A 22365-nucleotide genomic window follows, 5' to 3' on the forward strand; every position below is an offset into this window, starting at 1 on the left:
AAATGATTGATTATGCTATTGAAACATAAAAACTGGAAAATATTTCAGTAAAATCACAATTGACAAACTTTTCTAATTATTTTATCTTTAAAAGAGTTTCATTATCAAAATATGAAACAGTGTTTTATATTTAAAACTTTTACTCTTATATTGAAAGGAGTGGATCGTTCAAGTTGAGCCAAAATTAAAACCTGAAGTATCAACACAGATTATTTGAACTTCAAATCTATTAGGTAAACGTAGTTTCTGCTTTTTCCTTCCAAATTTTAAACGCAATTACTTGATTTAAAAAGGAGAGAGAATTTTAATGCTACATAGACAAAAAAGATGGATTTTTATTGCTTTACCAATATTTTTCTTTTGGTTCTTTGGTCAAATTGATAAAGTTGGCATTTCTGTTATACAAACAGATCCAGGGTTTTTGAAGGCACTCGGAATGACTGGTGTTGACAAAAATGCAAAAATTGGTCTTCTTTCATTTGTTTTTACGATTGCATATGGAATTTCGAATCTATTTTGGGGATTCATTATTGATAAATTTGGTGCGAGAAAAACAGCTATAGCTGGATTATTTGTTTGGTCTCTTACTATGTTTTCATCTGGTCTCTCTACTACATATGAAGCATTTATTATAAGTCGAATTATTCTTGGATTTGGAGAAGGGATGATGATTCCTGTTTCGGGGAAGTTTATTTCTGCTTGGTTCAACAAACGAGAGCTAGGGCGAGCTCAAGCTTCATGGCTTACAGGTAACTATTTAGGACCAGCAATTGGGGCAGTCATATTAGTACTTGTTATTTCATCACTTCATTGGCAATCAGCTTTCTTTCTTCTCGCTGGATTTAACTTTTTAATTAATATTCCTATGTTTATTTTTCTTACAAGGAATACACCTGATGAACACCCATGGGTTAGTAAAGAAGAGTTGGATCTAATTCATCGTCCAGTAGATTCAATAGAACATCAAGTAAGTAGTTCCAATGGGAATAAAAATTTTATTCAAGATTATCGTTTTTGGATTGTATGGTTTGGTATGCTAGTCTGTTCTTTCCTTTTCTTTGGAATAAGCATTTGGCTGCCAACATACTTGATCGAGGCAAAAGGTTTTGATCGTGAAGGTATGACAAGCATTACTTCTTTATCGTGGTTATTTGCACTTGGATTTGTTCTCGCGTGTGGTTTTCTTGCCGATAAAACAAGACGCCCAAGCTTAATGGCATCAATTTTATTTTCACTGACTGCTATATTTTTAACAACGGCAGTTCTTGTTCCAAATCCAGTATTAGCAGGGATTTGCATGGGACTTGCTATGGGATGTCAAGGTGGTGTCTTCCATCTTAGTAATATGTTCTTAGTAAAATATTCAACACAAGAGACGGCAGGCCGTGCAGCAGGCTTAATCGGATTTACAAACTTAATGGGTGGATTTTCTAGCTATATTATGGGCTGGTTACGTGATTCATCAGGAGGCAATTTCACGACTTCAATTATAATGTTAATTATTACGGCTCTCTTAGGTTTGATTGCTTATTTATTTTCTATTAAAGAAGAAGCAACCGAACTACGTGCTGTTCCCCTACCTCCACAAAAAATTAATGCTTAATCAATTTAATTTTTGAAAACGCTTTTATAAAAGAAGAGGCATCCCTAAAGTATCATTTAAAATGGATAGCCCCTTTTTTATAACGTCGAATCGCATTAAGTACAAAAGAGTTGTAAAAAAACAATGAACTGCAATTAAATCTATGAAAACCGCAATTAAAACTAATAATTACCTATACCAGTTAGGGTATTATGACATTAAAATTGTTCAATAGTAGATACCTTGAAATGGAAAACTAGCAAATAGATTTTAACTCTTACTAAATCGAAAAAAACTCTACTTAATCTCTTTTAAAAGGTCAATTTTCTCATCTCAAATGAAAAGTTCTGTTGAGATACTCTACTACTTTGACTTAATACTTTTTCACATTAAAAAAAGGCGTCTCGTGTCAGTTAATCTGACTTTTTGAGACGCCTTTTTTACCTTTGTTTCTAAACTAATAGACGATTACTATAGTAGAAATCCCCTACAGTAATCGTCTATATTATTACTTATCTAAATCAATTTTAGTTCCAGGGCGGACAGTCCAGGAAGGATTTTTTCCTACTTTATCCCCTTCCTTTACTCCTTTAAGAATAGCAACATATTTCCCTTGTTTTTGACCTGTTTTTACATGTTGCTTATAAATAGTGCCTTTTTTAAGTACATACACATATTTTGATTTTCCTGATCCTTTAATGCTCGTCGCAGGTATTGCTAACAAATCCTTTGATTGTACAATTACTTCCAGATTTGTTTCGTAGCCAGGATATAGGTTCTCTTGTGAATCTAGCGTTGCTCTAAAAGTGTAATGTGGTATAGCTTCTTTTTTGGCATTCTTATCTTGATTTGTGGATGGATCGTTCGTTGGGTAATTGCTTACCTCTGAAATACTTCCTTTCCAGCTCTTATCGGCAACAACCTTTGAACTGACTTTAATTGCTTGGCCAGGCTCAACTTTTGCTTTCTCTTCTTCTGTTAGCTTTCCTTCAATTTGAAATGGTTCGTTTGAAGCAATTTGCATAATTGAGATTTGCTGTTTATCTGTTGCTTTATAACCTTGACCGATACTTTTGTTCAAGTTAAGTACGACTCCATCATTATTACTGTTAACAGTTAATGATTCTTGTTGTGCTTTCAACTTTTCCGCTTCAAGTGTATTTTGTTCTACTTTTAGCTGTGCAGCATTAAGCTCTTCTTTTGCAGTATTAAGTTCAGCTTGTAGCGATTGAATCTCTGGTGTATTTGTTGAGTTTGTTGAGTTTGTTGTATTCGTTGCATTTTTATCTGTATTATTTGCATCAGTTGTATTAGATTGTGACGCTGAAATAGCATTTTGAATGTCTTTCTCTAATGATGCAATTTGGTCGTTTTTCTGCGTAACAGTCGTTTCTGCTAGCTTCTTATTTGCTTCTGCTTGTCCTAGTTCAGCTGCTATAGTTGTATCTTCATAAGAAAAAAGTTTTTGCCCTTTAGTGACAGTGTCTCCTTCTTTAACAAAAATCTCATTTATAGAACCTTTAGTTGGATTTACGTAAATTGTTTCAGTATGACTTTGTACTACACGACCTGACACAGTTTCAGTTTTCGTAAAACTTTTTACCGTTGGACTGATAAACTGTAATGTTTTAGATTTACTTTTTTTAACTTCGATCACCGCTACGCTAAGAACCACAGAAACGAATAAAAGAACAATGATCCCCATTAAAATAAATTTTTTCTGGCGTGGCGTTATTACTTTTGGTTGTTCTTTTTCTTCGTCAATTCTTTTCGCCGTTTCCATAAAACTCTTGCCCCTTCCTTATCTTGCCAAAAACTTAATACGACTTCTCCTATATCTATTGTCTATTGTTTTAAAAAGCGTTTCAAGGAGATTTTTTAGAAAATCATAAATATTTGCTATGTTTTTTTTAATATGTTTTTTATTTGTCTATTTGAGTGGGGTATTAGGTTAATTTCGGCAGATTTATATTATTTCAGAATATTCTAATTTTAATTCTAAAAAAATAATTTTATCGTTTATGTTTTAATTTTCATCAGAAAGAACGAATAAGTAGAGTCTACTAAAAAAGTCACAGAACCCCTTGATACATCTATGAATTTTCGCACATACTTTCATTAATTTAGTTAAAATTTATACTCTATTAGATTAAAATATAATATTTAAAACATTCATACTATTATTGCGTAGTATTATTGAACTATGTTACAATACAAAAAATATCTTTGTAGGAAAGGATAATTCTTCCAATATTCAAATCTACTAAAATTATTTCTTATACGCATTAGAAAACGCTTACGAAATTTATGAGGAATTATCAGTCTTCCTCCTTCAATTTTGGGAATTCAATATAAATCTCCCGTTGCAAATTGATTAGTTATTGCGCACTCTTTTAAGCAGTGTGTATTTATTTACTAAAAATACAGATTATTCACAAAAAGGGGGAGTCTTTGGATGAATGCTTTTTTCAGGAAAAAGTCGATTGAACAGCTTCAACAGGATGGGGCTAAAAATACCGGACTTAACCGCGTTCTAGGTTTATGGCAACTGACTGCTATTGGTTTAGGCGGTATCATAGGTGTAGGTATTTTTGTATTAACCGGTGTAGCAGCGGCTGAACACGCTGGTCCGGCAGTTCTCTTATCGTTTATTATTGCTGGTTTAGCTAGCGCAGCAGCAGCTTTGTGTTATGCAGAATTTGCTGGATTAATACCGGTAGCCGGAAGTGCTTATACTTATAGCTATGCTGTTTTAGGAGAAGGTACAGCTTGGTTAATCGGGTGGGATTTGTTACTCGAGTATGCCTTAGTTGTTGCAGTAGTAGCCATTGGATGGTCTGGCTACATGCAAGAGTTTTTAACACAAATGGGAGTTCACATTCCTGTATGGGCACAAGGCGCGCCTGGTACTGGAGCAGGTCACAAAGTTGACTTAATCGCCGTTTTAGTTAGTCTTGGGATTGCGGGCTTACTTACATTAGGAACTGAAATGGGTTCTAAATTTAATTCATTAATGGTTATAATCAAATTAGGTATTATTCTTTTAGTTATTGGCGTTGGAAGTTTTCATCTTAATACAGCTAACTGGCACCCATTCATGCCTTTTGGTTTTCATGGCGTTATGAGTGGAGCGGCTCTAGTATTCTTTGCTGTATTCGGATATGACACATTAACGACAGCAGCTGAAGAAGCAAAAAGACCGCAACGTGATTTACCACTTGCAGTTATCATATCATTAGCTGTCGCTTTATGTTTGTATGTTGCAATGTCACTTATTATTACTGGTATGGCTCCGTATGAAACACTTAATAACGCTGCACCTGTAGCAAAAGCTTTTAGTAATATTGGAATGAAGTGGATTACGTTAATCATTTCTGCCGCTGCAATTACAGGGATTCTATCAGTATTGTTCTCATTTATGCTTGCTGGATCACGTATTTGGTTCTCAATGAGTAGAGATGGTCTATTACCAAAATGGTTTACAAAATTACATCCTAAATATAGAACACCTTATCGTCCTACTTTATTAATTGGTTTAATTACGGCATTTGTAGCAGGTGTTACACCAATTAACGAAGTTGCAGAATTAGTTAATATTGGAACGTTAACAGCATTTATCTTAATTTGTTCTTCTATCATTGTATTACGTGTAAAACGTCCTGAATTAAAAAGAGGATTTAAAACACCATTAGTTCCAATTATTCCATTAATCGGGATTGGATTTTCTGCTTATTTAATTGCTAGTCTTCCAGGTATTACATTTATTCGTTTTATTGTCTGGATGGCTATAGGACTTGTTGTTTATGGATTATATGGTAAGAAAAGAAGTGCACTAAATACAGCAAATAACAATAACAAAACTAAAATAAGCTAAATTAGCATTAAAAAGTCACAAGGAAATTGATTTTCTTTGTGGCTTTTCTGCGTTAGTTATCCTTATTCTAAACAAAAAAGCATGTATCCGATTTTGTATCGAATACATGCCCACAGTTTCCTATGTCTAATAGGCTTTTAGAAGGTCAAAACTTACTTTCTTGCTCCGTCTTTTCCAACTTTATATTTACCTACTTTAGTATTAACAGCCATTACGCCAGATTTGTTGAAGTAATAGTATTTACCACTAATTTTTTTCCAGCCATTGTTAAATCTTGAGCCATCGCTGTTTAAGTAATACTTCTTACCACTTACTGTTAACCAACCAGTTTTCACTACACCATTTTTGTCGAAGTAGTAGTATTTACCACTGATTGATTTCCAGCCATTGCTAAATCTTGAGCCATCGCTGTTTAAGTAATACTTCTTGCCACTTACTGTTAACCAACCAGTTTTTACTACACCGTTTTTATCGAAATAGTAGTTTTTACCACTAATTGATTTCCAGCCATTGCTAACTCTTGAGCCATCGTTGTTTAAGTAATACTTTTTACCACTTACTGTTAACCAACCAGTTTTTACTACACCGTTTTTATCAAAGTAGTAGTATTTACCGCTAATTGATTTCCAGCCATTACTAAATCTTGAGCCATCGCTGTTTAAGTAATACTTTTTGCCACTTACTGTTAACCAACCAGTTTTCATTACTCCAGATTTGTCGAAGTAATAGTTTTTACCACTGATTGTAGCCCATCCAGTTACTTTAACACCTTTGCTATTGTAGTAGTATTTTTTGCCATTTTCTACTACCCAACCAGTTTTAATCGGAGCATCTGCACGATTAATTACTACTTCCTTCACTGTTTCATTACCAGCAAGGTCAGTCGCTCTTAACGTAATTTTATTTTGTCCTTCTTTTAATGGTACAGTTACTTTATAATTTTTGCTTAGTGGTTTTACAACATCCACTGGGCTAATTAATGGAACTTCAAATTCGTGGTTTTCACCAACGAAGAAGTTTAAGTAGCTATAGTTATCTGTTAATTTTACAGTAAATGAAGCTGTCTCTTTATTTTTGTCCACTCTTGTAGGAGCATCTAATACAGTTATTCCCGCTGCGTGAGTATCAACATAGATATGTCGAGCAATTGAGAATTTCTTATTAGCATAGTCTGTTGCTTCAACTTGTACAGTGTAAGGACCATCTTGGTCAAACGTTACAGTAGTTGAATAATTGTAGTGTCCAGTTTTTGCATCATAATCAACTGGAACTTCTTTTCCATTAACCTTAATCGTTTTAATACGAGTATCATCTGTTACGAACCCTTTTACTGGGATATTCTTGTCACTATAAGCTCCCCATGGCTCCGGTGAGTTCGGAATATAAGCTCCAGTTTTATCTTTTTGACCATCTGTGATATAGACTAATGGAAGATCTACGTCTCCTTTTGCTGCAGTGTCTACTGCTAAGTTACCTGCATAGTCTTCAGCAACTACTTCTACATATGATTTATCTGGGTATGCTGATAAATCATATGCGGATGTATTATTATCAACTACAGCCTTCTTTTCACCATTAACGAAAATATAATAATCTTTAACTCCAGTTTCATCGTCTGAAGCATCCCAAGCAACAACTTTCTTATCTGGATCATAAGTTGCTTGAATAGTTGGAGCATGAGTATCAATATAAACTGGAATCTTCTTAGACTGCCACCCTGCATTATCGTAGCCAATTACGGATTTAATCTCGTAATAGTATTTACCGTCTGGCATAACTTCACCATTTACTTTACCATCCCAAATAGTTGACTCGCTATCCTCAAACGGCGTGCCTTTACCACCGTCATAAGCATTTTTGCTAACATTAGATTGAGCACTTAAACGGCGAAGGAATTTACCGCCTTTGTCAAGGATGTTATATTGTACTTCTGATGCATTTCTTAAGAATGATGGAAGAGCATTGATATCATCTCCACTGTTATCCCCGTTTGGTGAAAACGCGTAATATTTCTCTCCATCCTTTCCAGGAGCAGCTTCCCAGAATGTACTATCGCCATCAGTTGTCATGTCATGTGCGATTTTATTATACTTTTTAAAATACGGTTGTAAATCAAAGTAACGAGTTTCACCAAGATCTTTGAATCCGTCAACGATCGGTAAACTGTCCCATTTACCGTAGAAGCCTACGTATGGAGCCGTTAAATTTGGATGACCATTTGTACCGATAAGATTTACAGAACCTTCAACGAAAATGTTGTCATGAAGATTTGCTAGAATTTCTTTACCATCTTTATCGAATCCAGGAATTTTTGCATCAGTTAAATCAATTTTTACAGTGAAATCAACAGATTGACCCGCTGGAACTTTAATCGTTTCAGGAGCATCAATTTTTGCACCATCTAATTTACCTGTTTGAAGTGCATTACGATCAACATCATCAGTTTGATAGAATTCATCTGTTAACGCATTTGTGTCAACTTTATATTCAGCATCTTTATCAGAAATATTTTTAGCTGTGAAAGTCATTGAAACTTGCTTAGATTGGAAATCCTTCAATTCGTATTTTGCCTCACCTGTTGCCTTACTATAAAAGTAAACTGGTGTTGTAACAGCATTTTCAATTTGCATCATACCTGCACCTTGACGGCGTGGAGAGAATGGATGACCATCTAAGTCATTAATAACTTTCGCAGTATTCATTAATAATACTTTAGCTAAGTGAGTACGTTGACTTAAGTTTAAAGAACTGAAACGTTTATCATTTTTCAAGTACTCTTGTACTAATGCAGAACCACCAGCAACGTGTGGAGCTGCCATTGAAGTACCACTCATCACTTCATATTGGTTATTATTAACTGTTGAATAGATATTTCCACCAGGAGCAGTGATTTCAGGCTTTAGCTCAAGGCTAGGTGTAACTCCCCATGAAGTAAAGCTTGTCATGCGACCCATTTCAGGACTTTCATTTTTCGCAGTTTGAGCAACATGTATTGTTCCTGAACCATTTATCGAATTCGCTAACGCTTGACCATCTGCTTTTGAGTTAACAAGCATCATTGGGACATCCCATCCGCCTTGGTTATCGAACTGAGCCCCATTATTTGCATTCCATACGATAATCCCAGCAGCACCTGCTTGAGCAGCATACTTCGTCTTATCAGCAAAAGTATATGTTCCACGAGCTACTAATACGATTTTACCTTTTACATCTACACCTTTATAATCATCCAGTCCACCTAATTTGTAACTTCCATCAGCGGCGTTTTTACCAAGGTTCACAACTGGAATATTTCCACCAAATTTATCTGATAGATCTTTCCAACTATCAATACCTTTACCTAAGACACTTAAACTATTATTTCCATCAACAGTGATCGCATGTTCATAAAGATAAGCTTCATTTCCAGAAGCAGCTACTGAAATTGTATCTTTATTAAGACCAGGCGCACCTGTTACACCAATATCAGGGTTTTGTGATAGAGGATCCCCCCATCCATCACCAATGTGATTCGAGTTACCTGAAGAAACAGCACACACAATACCATTGTCAACTGCACGAGTAATTGCAAGATCTTCTGCACTATTCGGTTCATAAGAAGATGCTACATCTCCAAGGCTCATGTTTAATACATCAGCACCTAGTTTAATAGAATCATCGATTGCTGCAAGATAAATATCAGACCATGTAGATGGGTAGCTTGGGTCATTACTAAATACTTTCATCGCAAGAACTTGCGCTTCCGGTGCAACCCCTTTAATCCCACCGTTTGCTTCGTCACCATTTGCAGCCGTAATTCCTGCTACGTGCATACCGTGCATAGAAGCACCTGGTCCAAGGTCTGTTACGATATCGTTTTGGTCATAATAGTTGTAACCATAAGGAACCTTGTCAGTATAGAATTTACCTGGTAAAGCTTTATCCTTTACAATTTGAGCTACTGAATCTTTTGTTAAGTCCTCTTTTGAAGGATCAGTTAATTTAAAGTCACGGTGTGTAGGGTCAATTCCTGTATCGATAATGGAGATAACCATGCCTTTACCATCGTAACCAGTATCTTTCCAAGTTTCTTTAGACTGGATAAATTGATGACTCTTCGTCATATCTGGCGTAGATGGTTCAGCTGTAGGACGGTTATATTCATTCGCTAAAAAAACATTTTTTACACCTGAAGTAGCTTCAATTTTTTCTACATCACCAAATGCAACTACACCACTGAAACCGTTAAATGCAGTTGTAAATTGTTTTTTATAATTAATGTTGATTCCTTTTGATTGTAACTTTGATTTTACCGAACTTTGTTGACTATCTACTTTTGCATAAAGACTAGACTTTTGACTTTCAGATAAGTCCTTAAACAATTTGCCTTGTTTTGTTGCGTATTCAATTGGTGACTGTCCATCCAATTCAACGATGACACGTACTTTATCTGATGCTTTTAAATTTGCTTTCGCTTCAGATACTTTGTTTTTATTTTGTAGTTCTTTTGATTCCTGTGATTGTTTAATTTGTTCCAACTTTGATGCTAAATCACCTGGTCGGTAAGATTCAGCTGAAGTTGGTGAAACAAATGCTAAATTTGAAAGAGCAAGAGCAGATGCTAATGCATATGTAGTTATTTTACGATTCTTTTTGTTATTCATTTTTCATTTCCTCTCAAAAATTTTAATTGAAAAATAAAACAGATTAGTACAAAACCTTCCTAAAAAACTTCCCCTGATTTTTAAGGTCATTCGAGGAATATCGACAGTTCATTTACTTATTTCTCAATAAAGAATATGCCAAATTACCTCTAAAATTTTCTTCCAGATAGCCCCCTAATATCTCCTTTCATCGCTATTGATCCTATTAATACCTATACTTTTATAATTTTTAATAAAGTTTTTAAGGAATAATAGATAAATTAAATTATTCTTTTTTTGAGTCAAAACTCCTTTATTAAATTACTAATATTTTTAAAAAATTTGAAATTTTTTACATTTTTAATAAAATTATGTAAATTTTTGTATTATATTATCGTTTTGGAGCTGAATTTTATAGATTCAAAGTGCTAGATTCGTTTATTCTTCTAGATAAATATTCACATATTCAAAAAAATGCAAAAGGATATTGTAGGACTTCCGAGGTGAATTAATGAGTAAAAATTTCAAAAAAAAAGTAACTTTTGCAGGCCGAGGATGGCAATAAGATTAGATTATCAATACAAAAAGGACCAAAAAAAAGACAGCACCCTCATCAGGTTTGCTGCCTTAATACTTTATTTAAAAAACCTCGGTAAATATTCTTTATGCGCTTCTAGCATTTCGTCAACGATCGCTACAGCTACTTTATCATTTGCTACTAGCGGATTAATCGTCAATGCAAGAATTGCTTTTTCGCGATTTCCTTCAACAGCAGCCTCGATTGCTGTCTGTTCGAAAGATTTTATCGTTTGAATTAATCCTCGAACTGGAACTGGTAATTCCCCAATCGTCAGTGGAATTGGCCCATCTTTTGTGATGACACAGCTAACTTCCACTGCACCGTCATATGGTAAGCCTGAAATAGCTCCCTTGTTCAACGTATTTAATGGTTGGATATCTCTTGTATCATTATAAATAGATGAAATTAAACGACAAGCCGCATCAGAATAGTAGGCTCCACCACGTTTTTCTAACTCTGGTGGTTTTACATCTAGCGATTCATCTTTATATTTTTCAAAAAGAGATGCTTCAATTTTTTGCACGACTTCTGCACGTGTTTCATTCGATTCAAAATCTTTTAATGCTCTTTCAAGCATTTCAGACGTTTTGTAATAGTAATGGTGATATGAACAAGGAATGACTTTGATCGCTTTTAAGAATTCAGGTGCCCATTCTTCAGCATCTATATTTTTTACAAAGCTAGCATTAGCAGTATCCATAATCATTTCAAGTACTTGCTCTTTTACACTAACTCCATCTAAATAAACCTCTGTGCCATATACCATATGATTTAGACCTGCAAAATCAATCCGAACACGTGAATGATCTACATTTAATAGTTTTGCAACACCCATTTCCATTCCGATCGGTATATTACAAAGACCAATGAATCTCTTAATATTTGAATATCTTAATGCTGCTTCTGTTACCATTCCGGCTGGGTTTGTAAAGTTAAGGATCCAAGCATTTGGACATAGCTCTTCGACTTCTTTACAAATATCCAAAATAACAGGAATTGTACGTAGGGCTTTAAACAATCCACCTGCACCGTTTGTTTCTTGACCGATTACCCCATGTTTAAGTGGAATTCTTTCATCAAGTGCGCGTGCAGCTAGTTGTCCAACACGAAGCTGTGTTGTAACAAAATCAGCATCTTTTAAAGCCTCACGACGATCATACGATAGATGAATCTCCATTGGTACTCCAGCTTTTTTGACCATGCGCTTTGCTAGTGCACCTACTATTTCTAATTTTTCGCGTCCACCTTCGACATCAACAAGCCACAGCTCAGTTACTGGGATTTGTTCATAGCGCTTAATAATTCCTTCAACCAATTCTGGCGTATAACTTGAGCCTCCACCTATTGTCACGATTTTAAATTTCTTTGACATTATTTTTGGCCCCTTTCATACATATCAACGAACTCTTTTGCCAAGTCTTTTACAGTCATCGCATTCATTAAGTGATCTTGAGCATGAATCATTAATAGTGATATCTCCGTTGGAGTGCCACCTATCTCTGATTGAATAAGTGTTGTTTGAATATGATGTGCCTCATTTAAAGCATCACCTGATTCTTTCAATTTCTTGCGAGCTAATTCAAAGTCTTGTTTTTTTGCTGCTTGAATCGCTTCCATTGCAGCACTTCGACCATTTCCACCATGAAGAATCAGTGTGAAAATTTCCGTTTCATTTTTTACCATAAAAACTGACCTCCTCTCTTTATTAATAAAATTTTTTTATCGTCTTAACCCTACGTTTATTAAATTTCAAAGTTATAAACCTTTAAGGTATTCATCGTATTTTTCTTGAGCAAAGATCAGAAAAGTCACTTCTCAAAAGTTATTACTTATTTTCAATTAAATTGATAGCTTGCTCTAAAATAGCTTCACCATCGCACATGCCATAATTCATCATATTAATTACTTCAACTGGAATGTTTTTCTCTTCACAGATTTCTTCCATTTCTTCTAAAAGAAAACGTACTTGTGGACCTAGCAATAATACATCAGCTTCTTCGATTTCTGAACGAACAACTGATTCAGAAACTGCCCATATACGTGCTGAAATCCCTTTTGATTCAGCAACTTTTTCCATTTTAGAAACGATTAGACTTGTTGACATACCTGCAGCGCAGCAAAGTAAGATATTCATTATGATTTCCTCTTTCTTTAGTAAGTTTTTATGCTTCGTTCTTATTAATAACCACAAATCGACCGATTCGATCATGTACAGCTAATGATTTTTGATTAGCAAACATGCTAATAACAGATAAGAAGAACGGGAGACCTTGAAAAATAAACATCGTCAAAAATTTAAAGAAACTTCTAACAATCACTAGTAATATATAAGGTAGCATTCCCTTTTTGTTATTAATACGAGTTACCTTCAATCGAAAAATCATCTTTCCAATTGTTGATCCTCTCAATAATAGTGTTGTTAAAACGTCATAACAAAAATAGATTATAAGCGACTGTAGAAATGCTTCATTAAAAAGAGCCATTACCTTTATAGCTGCCTCTTGATTAGCAGCTGACTTCTGAAGCTCAATCATATTTGCCAAGACCCCCGGAAAGTTTGGAAGTCCCGTGATTCGATACACAATTGACAAGATGATTGAAACAATTATTGCATCAATGGCAAAGGCACCGATTCTTTTTAATCGAAACGAAGTAATAATTTTTTGTCGATTTTCCATAAGTTGTAGTCCCTTCTTCTAATCAATTATCCATCTATTTGCTTCGGAGAATTATTTACTAGCTTTCTCCAGTTCTAAATTTTTCTTATCCCACATTCGAATGAATGGGAACCAAATGATTGAAGCCACTGCAAAAGCTACTAATTGCATGACCACACCCATAATCTTACCGCCCGTCATTAGATAACCGCTTATGAAATATGGGGTTGTCCATGGGATGATCGTACCAGTCGTATGTGGGAAAATTCCCATTGCCGTACCAAAGTACGTTACTGTTAATACTGCTACTGGCGCTAGAATATAAGGAATCATTAAAAATGGGTTTAAAACAATCGGAACACCAAACATAATTGGCTCATTTACGTTAAATATAGATGGCCCAATTGCTAGACGTCCTACCTTCTTAAGAAGTTTTGACTTTGCTAAAAACGTCATATAGATCGCAACTGGTAAAGTAGCTCCAGATCCACCCATCCAGATACCATTCTCATAGAATGTATACGTAATGATATGTGGTAACTCTTTACCTGCTTTAACTGCTGTTAAGTTTGCATCAGCATTTGTAAGCCAAATTGGTTCCATAACAGACGTGATAATCGAAGAACCGTGGATACCAAAGCTCCATAAAAGATGTTCCATTAAACACGCTACAAGCGTACCAATATAAGTTGATCCTAAAATCGTAAATGGTTGTGTTACAACCTTATGAACAAACGTTGCAAAATCTCCCCAACCAGTATGACTAAATCCGTATCGAACTAGTAAGAAGAAAAGGATAATCACAAAACCAGGAATAAGAGCCGTAAATGAACGAGAAACTGTTGGCGGTACTGTATCTGGTAACGTGATGATAATCTTTTTTTGTAAGAAGTAACGATAAATTTCAGCAGTAACAATAGCGACGATTAAACCAACAAACAGGTATTGTGCACCAAATAGATCAGGTGACCAAGCCGATACGCTTTCTTTACCATCTTTGAAAGTGCTCATAATGTTAACAATTAAATAACTTGCTAATGCTAATACGCCAGCTGGAACTCCATCAATATTCTTTTTGTCGACCTTATAACTACTTGCTAAGGAATACGCTACGCCAAATACTGCAACTAATGCGATAATCCCCATTGAACCGTTATAAACAATATCTCCAAAAGCATTCCAATTTTCGCCAAATACTTTTGACATGAAGTTTTGATACCAATCTGCTTCTAACCAAGCTACGATAATGAAAAATGAACCTATGATCATTAGTGGCATAGCAAACATAATACCGTCACGTAAGGCAAGTAAGTGTCTTTGATTGCCTATTTTCGAAGCAATCGGTAAGAATTTTCTCTCAAAAAATTTAGTATTCATTTCGTTTTCACCTCTTTTAAGGGTAAAGGATCTTGGCAAATCAAGAATTTCCCCATATACCAAGATCCTTTTAGTTTTTATTTCATTTAGTAATTAAGATTTAAAGTGTGAATTTAATAACAGTTGTGTAACTACCGTAAACTTTAACTTTTCCATCAAGAGTGAAGGCACGAACTTTAAAGTAGTACGTTTTACCTTTAACTAATCCTGTTGAAGTATATGTTCCAGTTGTAGTTGTTTTTGTTGTTTGATCAGAGAAATCGCTTTTTGTAGCACGAACGATTTCATAACCAGAAACACCACTTACTCCAGTCCAATTCAGTTTAATTGAAGTAGTACTTGCTTTTGTTGCTTTTAGCCCTGCTGCTTTAGCAACATCCCATTTTGCGTAAAGTGTTGTATTTTGTTTTACTTTATCAGTAGTAAAGTTCCAAGCAGTTTTAAGTCCTGCATCTTTGTACCATCCAGCAAAAACAAATCCTTTTTTCGTTGGGTTAGCTGGTTTCGCAATGATAGAATCATAGTTTCCTGTTATAGTAGCTACGTTAGATCCACCTTTACTGTTAAATGTAACTGTGTATTTACCAATACCCCACTTAGCGTAAAGAGTAGTAGATGCTGTTACTCTATCAGTTGCAAAGTTCCATGCTTGAGTACATGAAGCATCTTTATACCAACCAAGGAATGTATAACCTGTTTTTGTTGGTGTTGGAGCTGTAATCGCTTGATTGTAAGTTGCAGTTATTGGAGCTACTACAGATCCACCTTGTGAATTAAATGAAACTGTTTGTTTTGCATCCTTAGATACTGTGCGTACAAAAGTCATCACGTGGCTATCATTTGCAAATTGTGCTTCTCCGTTCAATGTCATTCCAGAGTATACAACCGTCGCAGTGATGTTAGCTGGTTTATCAGTTTTGAACGTTACTTTTCCATCCGCATCAACAGCAACATCGTCTGGTGAAGATGATTCGTAACTAACATCTACATATTTGTTTCCATCTGTATTTAATCCTTTTTCAGCCATTGCATCTTTTAACCAAGTTGGGTATGCAAAAGAGTTCTTGTCAAGCTCAGTAGGAGCAATTTTTTCAGCTGATTTCATCGGATCAACAACTTTGATTGTGTAAGTGATTTTTTTCGGAGCTCTAAAGAATCCGTCGATCACATAACCCGTAACTGTACTTGTTCCTGGTCTTAAAGCAGTTGCGTATGAACCATAGTGCACACCATCTTCACTAATACCTGCTGCACTAACATTACCAACTTCACCGTAAGCTGCTAAAGTTCTTAAATCTAGAACTTGAGATACATTTGAATCAGCATTCATTTGCGTTGGTAGTCCATTGCTATATCCAGCTAAATCCCAAGAATTCGTTAACCAAGCTACATTTTTTGTGTATCCTGTTGTTTTAGCATCCAATTTAACAGAGTCACCAACATTAATCGTAAATGTGTGTGTGTCTTCGTTATATTTAGCATTCGGATTCATAGCTGCTACATTCGTTGGATAAGCAATGCTTTCTGTACCATTATTTACTGGTGCAGTAACTTTTGATCCTAAATCTTCTACATATGCAGCATCCTCAGGGTTTTGAGTTAACCAATAAGGCATAGATGTTACAGTTGAAGATTCCATTGATAAGCTGCTTCCAGAATCAATTGTTCTTCTGTCCATTGTTCCGAAAATATTTGTATTGTATTTAGACATCATCACTTCATCACGTGGAATTAATTGATCAACCATTAAATCAGGTGTCACGTGCGTTACGTCATTTCTGTTTGCAGAAAGAGAATCCCAGTTCATGAAGTTATTTGGTATACGTGTCATTTGCCATGTTGAACCTTCAAGGTCAACCGTTGAACTTCCGATACTAAATCCTTTTTCTTTCATTGCACCTAGAGAAGCTGCGTAGAAAGTTGACATAAATGGATTTTTCTCTCTCTTTTCATTAAACCACCATTGGTTCATACCATCTAAGATCCCTTTAGCATTCATTTTCTCTGCATGGTGAGATAATGTGTAATATGCTAGTGCAGCTTCTTCTTCATCAGAATAGTTCATGTATGATTCGTAAGATACACCACTTACACCAATATCGTCACCGTTATGAGCAGAGATACCAAAGTATCTAGAGTGGTACTGTAATGACATATCAAGTAATGAAGTTGAGTTATAAGACTTTGGATATCTTGTTTCATAATCATTGTGCTCTGAAGCTGTTGTAGACGCTTTTACACCATTCATTACTTTGTATTCGTTTGCAAAATCAAGTGGAGAAATTACTGCAACTCCTTGTGCATCAAGTGCAGCCTTTTCTGCTGGCGTATAACCGCCCATATCTCTTGCAGCTACTAGCATTTGTAATGCCAATGTTGCATTTAATGGACCATCTTCGTAGTCATTTCGATCCCAAGCATTAGAAACACCGTCAAGGAATTCTGGATTTAAATTAGCCCATTTAGTTGGAGCTGAAGGAGCATTTAATCCATTTCCAGGAGCTGTTCCATTGAAACGAGATTCAATTGGGTTCTCTCCAGTAACACTTACTTGATAATAGTTGTTTAAAACCATTGCATTTGTATGATTAATTAAATCATTTTTCACTAGAGCTGCTAATTCAGGATCACTATCTTTAAACGTGTTATAAGCTAGGTCTAATGTAAAGTAATGACCTACTAATTCGTCTGTAGATGTTGTCGCTTTGTAATAGACTTTGTTTGAGTCTAAAGCTTTTGTTGCATCATCTAAATTAGGATTTTGCTCATTTACAATATTCGTTAAACGTTGTGGAACTGCAACAGTGTCATATGCTTTGATTCCAGCAGTTCCTCCACTGATTTTACCTGGAACAGAATATTTAACCTCTTTCCCATTTAAATCAGTAGTTTTTCCTGCATCCTTTTGAAGCCAAGCTTGATCCCATGATTTGCTCTCTGCAGTCGTAGAACCATTGTTGCTTCCCTCTACTTTGTATGATCTAGCAAAGAAGCCAGCAGAAGCAGGTTTTCCTGTGTCAGTTAATGTATACTTTCCACCATTATCAACGAATACTGGTTTACCTTCGTTGTCTGCAAGCCATTTCTTACCTTCGTCAATCGTCTTTGCGTTTCCACCAAGTGAGTTAACAATATAAACAACATCGTTAACATTGTCTTTTGAAGGTACTTTTAACTGCATTCCAGATACATAACCAAGCGTTACGATGGCTTCAACAGCACGAATAGCAGAAGCTTTAGCATCTATTGTTCTAGCATCTTTTTCACCAAAGTTCTCTTTCATGTAGTTGTATCTCCAAATTTCACCTGAAGCGTACATTGTAGTCCATAATCCATCATTATCCGTATCAGAAATTGAGCTTATAGCATCTTTATTTGCTGTCATTAGAGCTTTAATCATATTGTCTTTATCAGCAAAACTCATAGAACCAGATTGGAATCCAAATCGATCTGCGTAGTTTCTAGAAATTTCTTCTTGAACTAATGATTTGCCCATTAGAGACATTTGCTTTCTTACAATATGAGTAGCGTTTCCTTTTTCACCTAAAATCCAAAGTCCATTATTACCATCAGGCATAATGTTTGTAATAACTTCTTTGGCATTAAATTGAGTTGGGTTTCCGTTTTTATCTACTCCTGAGCCTGAATTTTCACCAGTTTGAGGAACATATCTTCCACCTTGTAAATATTGAATTTGATCAGCCGGAGCTAAGTTTGGATCATATAATGTAATTGCATCTGATACGATCCCAGTAGTTACTGGATGATCTTTTTCATCACCAAAGTTAACATTACCATTTGACTTAATTAACGTATCCTTTGAAACTAACCATTTTACGCCATTTTCTCCACTAACAAAGCCAACATAGTTTTTAGATGGAAACTTAGTTCCAGATGGAGCAGTTGGAATATGTGTTGTTTGCCAATTAGTTGAAGAAAGAGTAGCAGGAATTCTCGCATCGCCAGCATTGTAATAGTAAACTAGCTTTTCTAGATTAGTAGATGCCTGCGTTTCAATTACAGAAACTGTAGTACTCACAGTAGCCGCATTACCACTTAAATCTACTCCAGTACCTGTGATGATTGCAGAACCGCCAGATACACCTAAAATTTTACCGCTGTAATCACCTTTTGCGTTACCGATTGTATCAACATATGCAACGTATGGATCAGAAGTTGTCCATTTTACTGGCTTTGTTGTATCTAAACCACTTGGTTTTGCATGAGTAATTTGTGTAGTATTCATAAAAATCTTAGTACCAGTTGAAATCGGCGCTACAGATTGTGTTGTAACAGTTGGTGCAGCCTTTGCAACAACTCCACTTAAAGGACTTGCAAACATTGTTGCTGCTAGTACAGAAGCTGGAAGTGCTCTACCTAAAAACCATTTATTTCTTTTCATTTATCTTCCTCCAAAATAATTTTTTTAATTAATTTTCTAATCGAAGAACCCTTTTTTAACAAGTAACCGTTTTCAAGATTATCTAAAAAGGACAAATGATAACATGAAGCTGATCCGTTTCGATTAGCGATCACCCTAGTAATGCTTGATAGAATGATCGCTAAATCGTTACGAACCATATTGAAACAAGATTTTAGAAATTTCATATTGAAAATCATTGAAATTATTTGATTTCAAAACTTTTTGTTTGGTCTCGGGATGATCCATTAAATGTAAAAATAATCGACTTAACTCCTTGTGTAAAAACAAGTCTCCAGCACGAAGATTAATTAAAAATAGGATTTGTACGACTTTTCCATCAATCGTTGGTGGATTTTTAAAGATAACCACACTGATTGAATCCTGAATCGCAACCATTTTTAATGCATGTGGCGCAGCAATTCCATATTGCAGTATCGTCGATATTTTTTCTTCACGGTCGACAACTAAAGCGGGATAATTAGGTGCTGCAAATCCTAGTTCAACAACGCTTTTTGCCTTTTCTTTAATGAAGGCTTTGTAGTCAAACGACTCTTTGCTTTCTTCTATATAAAACAACTCTGTATGAAATAAAGATAAAAGTGTTGGTACATCTTCTTTAACTTTATTAGCCGGGTATCTAGTAAGCGTACGTCGAATTCTTTGAACATCCGTTTCAGTTAGTATTGGTGCTACTTGAATATACGGAATCGAAATATTGTCAAAGGGAATCGAAGTAGATGAAACTAATAAGTCATAATCTTCTAAATTTAATAATTGAAGCTCGCTATACAAAACAACGTCAATTATTGCCCCTTGGAAAAGTGTCTCAAGTTTCATTTTCATTAAATCGGCCGATCCTGCACCTAATCCGTAAGATAGTAGAATCTTTTTGAAGGAACTTAATTGTTTTTGCTTCTCCCTTTCTACATGAGCTGCTAAATGCATTGTGATGTAACCCATTTCGTCACTAGAAAGTTCGAATCCCCAAATTTCCTTTATCATTTCAGAAAAGTTTAAAGCAATCATAAACACATCTGAATACCTACTATATACATCATCAATCAATGGATTCGTAAGCTTTAAATTGAAATATAATCTTCTTAGCAGTGGATACATATGCATGATCATCGTATTTAAAAGCTGCTGATCACCTGAAAACTGAGTTAAGAATGTTTGATCTAATCTTTCTAAACAATTCTTTAGTTTTTGCTTTAAGTCATTTTTTTCATGTTCCTCAATATCATCTACACTCGATTTACCACTTATATGAGCAGCTAAATAGATAATTTCACTCTCTGGTAATACGACATGATATAGTTCAGAAAGAATTTCACAAATTCTCTTCGCTATATTCATAAACGATGGTTTGATTAGAGAAACATCTAACTTTTTTTCTTGATTAGGCAAGATAAAGTTGTGTTGAGTTACTCGAAACGAGAGTACTTGGATGTGCACTAAAATATTCTCAAGTGCAAAATAACTTAATTTCAGTTGATTATTCTGTACTTCTTCACTCAAAACAGCTCGAATTTCCTCAAAAGGAAAAGCTTTCTCAAAAGTTTGATAATTCGACTTCTTTAACAGTCCTGTTTCTTTTTGACTTAAGAAGTAGGAAAACGCTCTTCTAAAATTCGTTTCATCACCAAGTAACCGAACTCCATAGCGTGATTTCGTTTCTACTTTTAAATCAAAAATCCTTACTTGCTTTTCAACTTCAATCATGTCGGTAAAAACTGTTGATCTGCTAATCATTAAACTATCAGCAAACATATCAATCGTTTGAAACTCAGTCGTTTGAAGCAAAAGCATAATAATATTATTCACTCGGACACGAGGTAAATCTGGTGCTAATGCCCCGTCTATTTCGTTCATATACGTTTGAACCAACTCTTGGTTTTCTATATGAAGTAAATAGCCCTCACCACGTTTTTTCTGAATCACAAAACCTGACTTTTCTCCAATCGCGTTTAATTCTTTTAATTCATTTCGCAGTGTACGATTTGAAATGGCGAATTCTGATTCGAGTTCCTGTGAAGTTAGTGATTTTCCTTTTTGATACAAATATTGCAATATTAAATCTCTTCGCATACATTACCTCACCACCCTAGATGCCTAATCTAGTATTTTAAGTTTACTTTCCAACAAATCTATTTAACAGTTTGAATTTTTCCAAAATAGTTCGCAATTTAAAACAAACAGGTTTAGTTCATATGTCACATTACATTCTAATGCAATAATACGACCTATGTCCTACAACAAAATACAGGTACATTTTACTAACACCAACCGATTCCATTTCTTTTGTATACAAAAAGAATCCTTTTCTTAGCATAAAAGCACTAGGATCAAGGATTATGGCTTTTTGTTGTTTTAAGCGTTGCTTAACAGCGTATTAGAAATTCTGTAAGATAAGGTTAACTCTTTAATTTCGTTCAAACACGAAAAGCGCTCCCATAAACTAGGAACGCAAAAGCGAGTCAATAAAGTAAAATCAATCTTTTTAGGTCTTACAATAGATATTCAATTAATAATTAAACACCATAATACTTCGCAAACAACTCTTTATTCCATTCATCCCCACCATCTAAATTAGAGCTTTTAAACACAGGTGGTTTTAATCCAGCTTGATGATATTTTTTTGCTAATAATATAGAAATTGTTTGAGCAACAAATGCTCCAGCCATTGTAGAGGTTGCCCCCATACCTGTATTGGCTTCTTCTACATAAAAGTGGGCATCTCCAGGCCCGGTGCAATTATCTATGACTACATCACTGAAATCGCAAAGATATTTTCCGCTACTATGTCTTGATTTTGAGCCTTCTGGTTGATTAGGATTTGTAAATGCAATTACTTTTGCACCGCATTCCTGTGTCATTTTTGCAAGTTCAACAGTCATTCCATTTCTTCCCGAATTGGAAGCAATCACAAGAATATCCTTTGAGCTGATTTTATATAAATCAAAAATTACCTTTGCATAAGCTTCTATTCGTTCGATCACAGTACTTTTTAATGGATGGTCATGTAAAAAAAACTCATTCGGCAAAATCGGAGAGACCCCCGCAAATCCACCCGCTCTTACATAAAATTCTTCTGCAAACATATGTGAATGACCTGAACCAGTAACAAGGAAGCGACCACCATTTTGAATGGCTTCAAAAATACATGTTGCCGCTTCGTCCATTTTTTGATTCTGTGTCGTATATAATTTTTCGAGATTTGCCATCACGTATTTAAAATAATTCTCCATTA

12 protein-coding genes are annotated in these 22365 nt (G+C 35.1%); 2 read left to right on the forward strand and 10 right to left on the reverse strand.

Features of this window, described 5'->3' with window-relative positions; translation table 11 throughout:
* Window positions 1-307 precede the first annotated feature (307 nt).
* A complete protein-coding gene (locus AB1282_RS04180; RefSeq protein WP_056474648.1) occupies window positions 308-1603 on the forward strand; it encodes an MFS transporter in 1296 nt (431 codons plus the stop codon).
* 487 nt (window positions 1604-2090) lie between these two features.
* Here AB1282_RS04180 and AB1282_RS04185 read toward each other — a convergent pair whose 3' ends face one another.
* Window positions 2091-3365 carry an efflux RND transporter periplasmic adaptor subunit gene (locus AB1282_RS04185; protein ID WP_429898554.1) on the reverse strand — a complete coding sequence of 425 codons (1275 nt, stop codon included), beginning with the start codon at window positions 3363-3365 and terminating at the stop codon, window positions 2091-2093.
* A 672-nt stretch (window positions 3366-4037) separates the two neighbouring features.
* Here AB1282_RS04185 and AB1282_RS04190 point away from each other — a divergent pair.
* Window positions 4038-5456: an amino acid permease gene (locus AB1282_RS04190; RefSeq protein WP_429898555.1), complete on the forward strand. Its 1419-nt coding sequence runs from the start codon at window positions 4038-4040 to the stop codon at window positions 5454-5456.
* 152 nt (window positions 5457-5608) lie between these two features.
* Here the strand turns inward: AB1282_RS04190 and AB1282_RS04195 are convergent, their stop codons facing one another.
* The 9 genes from AB1282_RS04195 to AB1282_RS04235 form a co-directional block, all read right to left on the reverse strand.
* Window positions 5609-10099 carry a S8 family serine peptidase gene (locus AB1282_RS04195; RefSeq protein ID WP_429898556.1) on the reverse strand — a complete coding sequence of 1497 codons (4491 nt, stop codon included), beginning with the start codon at window positions 10097-10099 and terminating at the stop codon, window positions 5609-5611.
* 614 nt (window positions 10100-10713) lie between these two features.
* Window positions 10714-12030, reverse strand: a complete 1317-nt coding sequence (locus AB1282_RS04200) for a 6-phospho-beta-glucosidase (protein ID WP_429898558.1) — start codon at window positions 12028-12030, stop codon at window positions 10714-10716.
* Window positions 12030-12341, reverse strand: a complete 312-nt coding sequence (locus AB1282_RS04205; protein WP_056474662.1) for a PTS lactose/cellobiose transporter subunit IIA — start codon at window positions 12339-12341, stop codon at window positions 12030-12032. The genes AB1282_RS04200 and AB1282_RS04205 overlap by 1 nt, the downstream gene beginning before the upstream one ends.
* A 142-nt stretch (window positions 12342-12483) precedes the next feature.
* Window positions 12484-12792 carry a PTS sugar transporter subunit IIB gene (locus AB1282_RS04210; protein WP_056474663.1) on the reverse strand — a complete coding sequence of 103 codons (309 nt, stop codon included), beginning with the start codon at window positions 12790-12792 and terminating at the stop codon, window positions 12484-12486.
* A 28-nt stretch (window positions 12793-12820) separates the two neighbouring features.
* Entirely contained in the window at window positions 12821-13336 is a 516-nt protein-coding gene (locus AB1282_RS04215; RefSeq protein ID WP_429898560.1) for an RDD family protein, read from the reverse strand.
* A gap of 51 nt (window positions 13337-13387) precedes the next feature.
* Complete coding sequence (gene celB / locus AB1282_RS04220; protein WP_056474669.1) at window positions 13388-14692, reverse strand: PTS cellobiose transporter subunit IIC; 1305 nt, start codon at window positions 14690-14692, stop codon at window positions 13388-13390.
* A 100-nt stretch (window positions 14693-14792) separates the two neighbouring features.
* Window positions 14793-19094 (reverse strand): InlB B-repeat-containing protein, encoded by a 4302-nt coding sequence (locus AB1282_RS04225; protein WP_429898561.1) that lies wholly within the window; start codon window positions 19092-19094, stop codon window positions 14793-14795.
* A gap of 168 nt (window positions 19095-19262) precedes the next feature.
* A complete protein-coding gene (locus AB1282_RS04230) occupies window positions 19263-21203 on the reverse strand; it encodes a BglG family transcription antiterminator (RefSeq protein ID WP_056474675.1) in 1941 nt (646 codons plus the stop codon).
* Window positions 21204-21646: 443 nt separating this feature from the next.
* A complete protein-coding gene (locus AB1282_RS04235; RefSeq protein WP_056474679.1) occupies window positions 21647-22363 on the reverse strand; it encodes an SIS domain-containing protein in 717 nt (238 codons plus the stop codon).
* Window positions 22364-22365: the final 2 nt, after the last annotated feature.

It is taken from the genome of Gottfriedia sp. S16(2024), from assembly GCF_050473765.1.
Lineage (GTDB): Bacteria > Bacillota > Bacilli > Bacillales > Bacillaceae_G > Gottfriedia.